We start from the raw sequence: 3,633 nt of genomic DNA, 5'->3' as shown, positions 1-3,633 counted from the left end.
GTTCAGCAGTGTTCAGCGTAAATGTATCAGGATCGTTCTGCAACAAAGCTTGAAAGCCTACAGATCGGCTTTCCCGTTATCGAGAAAGGCTTGGCCGCCAAGAAGGGCGTGAACTCAGCCTCCCGGTAGCTGCCCAACAATGACGAATGGGAGAGCCGGCCCTCTACCCCGCAGAGAGCAATGCCGGGTCGCTCACGCCCCAGTGTCCAGCAAGGTCAAGTTGCTGAAGGTGAAGCGCTTCTCCACAGGGCCGGTTTCCGTCTCCGTCTGGATACGCCGCTCCGAGAGGATGTAATACTTGCCCACTTTTGTGTACAGATCCTCGAATTGGCTGCGCCCGCCTTTTTGCTCGCCCGTTTGGGGATCGTGATAGACGGAATCGTAGCGGTGGGAAAGATAGCCTTCGCCGGTATCGTGGCTGCTGAAGGTGTGGATGGTAACCACCACTCCGTGGATATGCCGGTGCACCATGGTAACCTGGTTATCGCGCACGTGGTAGCGATCCCCTTCTGCTTTGCCCCCCACCAGGATCTCCACTGTGCCATCGGGCAGGGTTTGGCCGTAACGGAAGGTGTTGTTCCCATGGGTCTCGTCGAAGCTGCGGCGCACCCGGTGAATGGCAATCTCCCAGAGTTGGTTGTGAATGGCTTTTCGAGCTTCCTCATCCTCTACGCCGGTAACAGTGGCCTTTAGGTCTGCCCCCACTCGCACCTGCCCAACGAATGTGCGCTCCCCATCCCAATAGCTGACCTCGGCGCTGTAGCCTGGGAAAGCGGGATCCCAGGTGTAGCGGTTTTCATAGGCGGCCCGAAACAACTCTTGGGCAGAGACTTGAGTGGCGATCATCGGCTGTCTCCTTCCTGTTTTCCTTGCAAGCACTTCCCCTGAGCATCCATCATACCGCCCCCTGCTGTTGGGCTGCCCCCCAGTTGCCTTCGCTGAGAACCTGCATCTGGTGAACTGGCCTAGCCGCTCCCCTGTCCGCTGCTGCAGGATAGAAGCACAGCCATGGGAACTTCTTCCTCACACCCAATTTGGCTTGCGAGTTTAGCCGCTGCTGTGATCCCCAGAGTATTCTCTGAGAAGGGTTCGCCTATTTTTTGTGGGTGAGGAGGGAGATTGAAAGGTTTTGACAATCGCGTCAGCGGGGCGGATCCCCTAGAGCCTGGCCTGACGCCGCCCCAGACCGGCATGGCAACCGCGCCAGAGATGATGGGGCCAGTGCTGAAAATCATTGGCAAGCAGACCCTGAGTGGCCACATCCCTATTGGCGGGGCAAAAAACTCTGCCTTGGCGCTGATGGCCGGGGCCATCTTGGCTCCTGAGGCCTGTCGAATTCACAATGTGCCCCGTCTGCTGGACATTGAACGCATGGGACAGATCCTGGCCACGCTGGGAGTTAAGGTTTCCCATGTTGGCAATACCCTGGACCTGGATGCCAGCTCCCTCAAAACCTCTCAAGCCCCTTATGAATTGGTCAGCCAGTTGCGGGCCAGCTTTTTCATCATAGGGCCTCTGTTGGCGCGGCTGGGGGTGGCCAGAGTTCCCTTGCCCGGCGGCTGTGCGATCGGGTCTCGTCCCGTGGATCTGCATGTGCGGGGTCTACAAGCCTTGGGGGCGACGGTACAAATCGAGCATGGGGTGGTTCATGCCTATGCCCGTAAACTGCTGGGAACCCGTATTTACCTGGACTATCCCAGCGTCGGTGCCACCGAGACCTTGATGATGGCCGCTACGCTGGCGGATGGAGAAACGGTGATCGAGAACGCCGCCCAAGAGCCGGAGGTGGCGGATCTAGCCCGTTTTTGTCAAGCCATGGGGGCCCGCATTCGCGGTGTCGGCACCAATACGGTTGTGGTGGTAGGGGTGCCCCGCTTGCATGGAACAGAGTACACGGTCATTCCCGACCGCATCGAGGCCAGCACCTATCTCATTGCCGGGGCCATTACCCGCTCTCACCTCACAGTTGGCCCTGTTATTCCCGATCATCTGCGGGCGGTGATCGCCAAGTTGCAAGCCATGGGTCTGCGGGTGGAAGAAGAGGGCCCAAACCGGTTGCGCATTGCCCCAGCTCAACTGAGCTCAGGCTGGCTGTGTCAGGCAACCGATATTCAAACGCTGCCCTATCCTGGTTTCCCCACCGATGTGCAGGCGCCGATCATGGCCTTGGCCGCCTTGAGCGAGGGCAGTTGCACCATTGAGGAGACAGTGTTTGAAAACCGCATGCACCACATTCCCGAGCTGAATCGCATGGGAGCCGATATTCGCCTGAAGAACCGAGTGGCCCTGATCCGAGGGGTGCCGTCCCTTTCCGGCGCTCCGGTGGTGGCTACCGACCTGCGGGCGGGTGCGGCCCTGGTGTTGGCCGGTCTGGCGGCTGAAGGCTGCTCCACGATCCACGGATTGCACTACATCGACCGGGGCTACGAAGCCATTGATGAAAAGCTGCGCAGTGTCGGGGCCAAGGTGTACCGCAGCGAAAGCCCGACAGGGATCCCGCAATTGGGGAAATGAGCTGTTTCACTGCTGTCTGAAATTTGAAGATTTGAGGAAAGAACTGCTCCTCTCCCTGCTTATCGTCTGGCCCCAATGCTCGGTGACCGCTTGCCAGGTGAGCTTTCCAGCCGTTTCGCAAGTATCGAGTTGTCTGGTGACTCAACGCAGTCAGGTTGAGTATCGTAGGTCAGAGGTGGTGGGGAGGTAAAGCATGGGGATCCTGACAAGCAGCCAACGACGCTGGACAAGATGGGCTGCCGGTGTGCTGGCAGCAGGAGCGGCTCTGGGTGGAGCTGTCTGGGGCTTCTACACCTCATCCTGGGCAGAAACCGCGGAGGTGGCCTCTGCACGAGAAGGCAGGGATCCGACGCAACTGCCCCAAACTTCCACAACGGCCTTTCTGCGGGCCTACGCAGCGCTGCAAGCCGGCCAAGCGCAATCTGCCTTGAAGCATTTGCAGGGGCTGGAAGAGAGCCTGCCGGTTCTGAGGGAAGAGATTTGGAAGCTCAGGGCCCAAGCCTATGAACAGTTGCAGGACAAGGAAACAGCCCAAGGGATCTGGTGGCCCAAGATTTTGCAGGAATATCCCCACAGTCCTGTGGCCGCCTACGCCCTCTGGGGGATGGGCCAGGTGGATCGGCTGCGGCAGCAATTTCCCACCCACCCGCTGACCGGACGTGCCCTCAAGCATTTGCTAGAGCTGAACCCCGACCGCTATGACCTGCTGCGGGATTTGGCCCAACATCACCCGCAAACCCCTGGGCTAACGCCGCTGCTGGATCGCTGGCGGCAGGCTCAAGAGGGATCCCTCACGGCTTCCGACTGGCAGATCCTCGCCGATGCCTACTGGGAGCAACGGGAGTACGGCAAAGCTGCCCGGGCCTATGGGCGTGCCCCCGCCACCTCTCAGAACCTCTACCGCTGGGGCCGCAGCCACCAGATCTCGCGGGAGTTTCCCCAGGCCAAAGCGGCTTACCAAGCGCTGCTGGCACAGTTTCCCGATGGGCCAGAGGCTTCTCTCACCCGTCGCCGTTTGGCGGAACTGAGCGACCTGCCGACGGCAATTGAACTCCTCCGACAGGTGGGATCCGGCTCAGATAAAGAAGCTCCAGAGGCGTTGCTCAGCCTCAGCCAGCT

The 3,633-nt window shown here is 59.8% G+C and carries 2 protein-coding genes and 1 pseudogene; 2 read left to right on the top strand and 1 reads right to left on the bottom strand.

Annotated features, from left to right (window positions below):
* Positions 1-192 precede the first annotated feature (192 nt).
* Positions 193-846 carry a DUF3386 domain-containing protein gene (locus NW856_RS10360; RefSeq protein ID WP_414342651.1) on the bottom strand — a complete coding sequence of 218 codons (654 nt, stop codon included), beginning with the start codon at positions 844-846 and terminating at the stop codon, positions 193-195.
* Positions 847-1,191: 345 nt separating this feature from the next.
* Between NW856_RS10360 and murA the strand changes: the two genes are divergently transcribed.
* Entirely contained in the window at positions 1,192-2,514 is a 1,323-nt protein-coding gene (murA, locus tag NW856_RS10355) for a UDP-N-acetylglucosamine 1-carboxyvinyltransferase (protein WP_202943714.1), read from the top strand.
* A gap of 193 nt (positions 2,515-2,707) precedes the next feature.
* Positions 2,708-3,633, top strand: a pseudogene (locus NW856_RS10350) (tail length tape measure protein); the annotation flags it as partial.

Source organism: Synechococcus sp. R3-13, assembly GCF_047462195.1.
Classification (GTDB): Bacteria; Cyanobacteriota; Cyanobacteriia; order Thermostichales; family Thermostichaceae; genus Thermostichus.
The sequence above is the reverse complement of the archived record's forward strand: the minus strand, read 5'-3'. Positions and strand labels throughout refer to the sequence as shown.

Bases quoted from the DNA above. Each gene is read 5' to 3' on its own strand.
- NW856_RS10360 (WP_414342651.1), bottom strand. From the start codon at position 846: ATGATCGCCACTCAAGTCTCTGCCCAAGAGTTGTTTCGGGCCGCCTAT.
- murA (WP_202943714.1), top strand. From the start codon at position 1,192: ATGGCAACCGCGCCAGAGATGATGGGGCCAGTGCTGAAAATCATTGGC.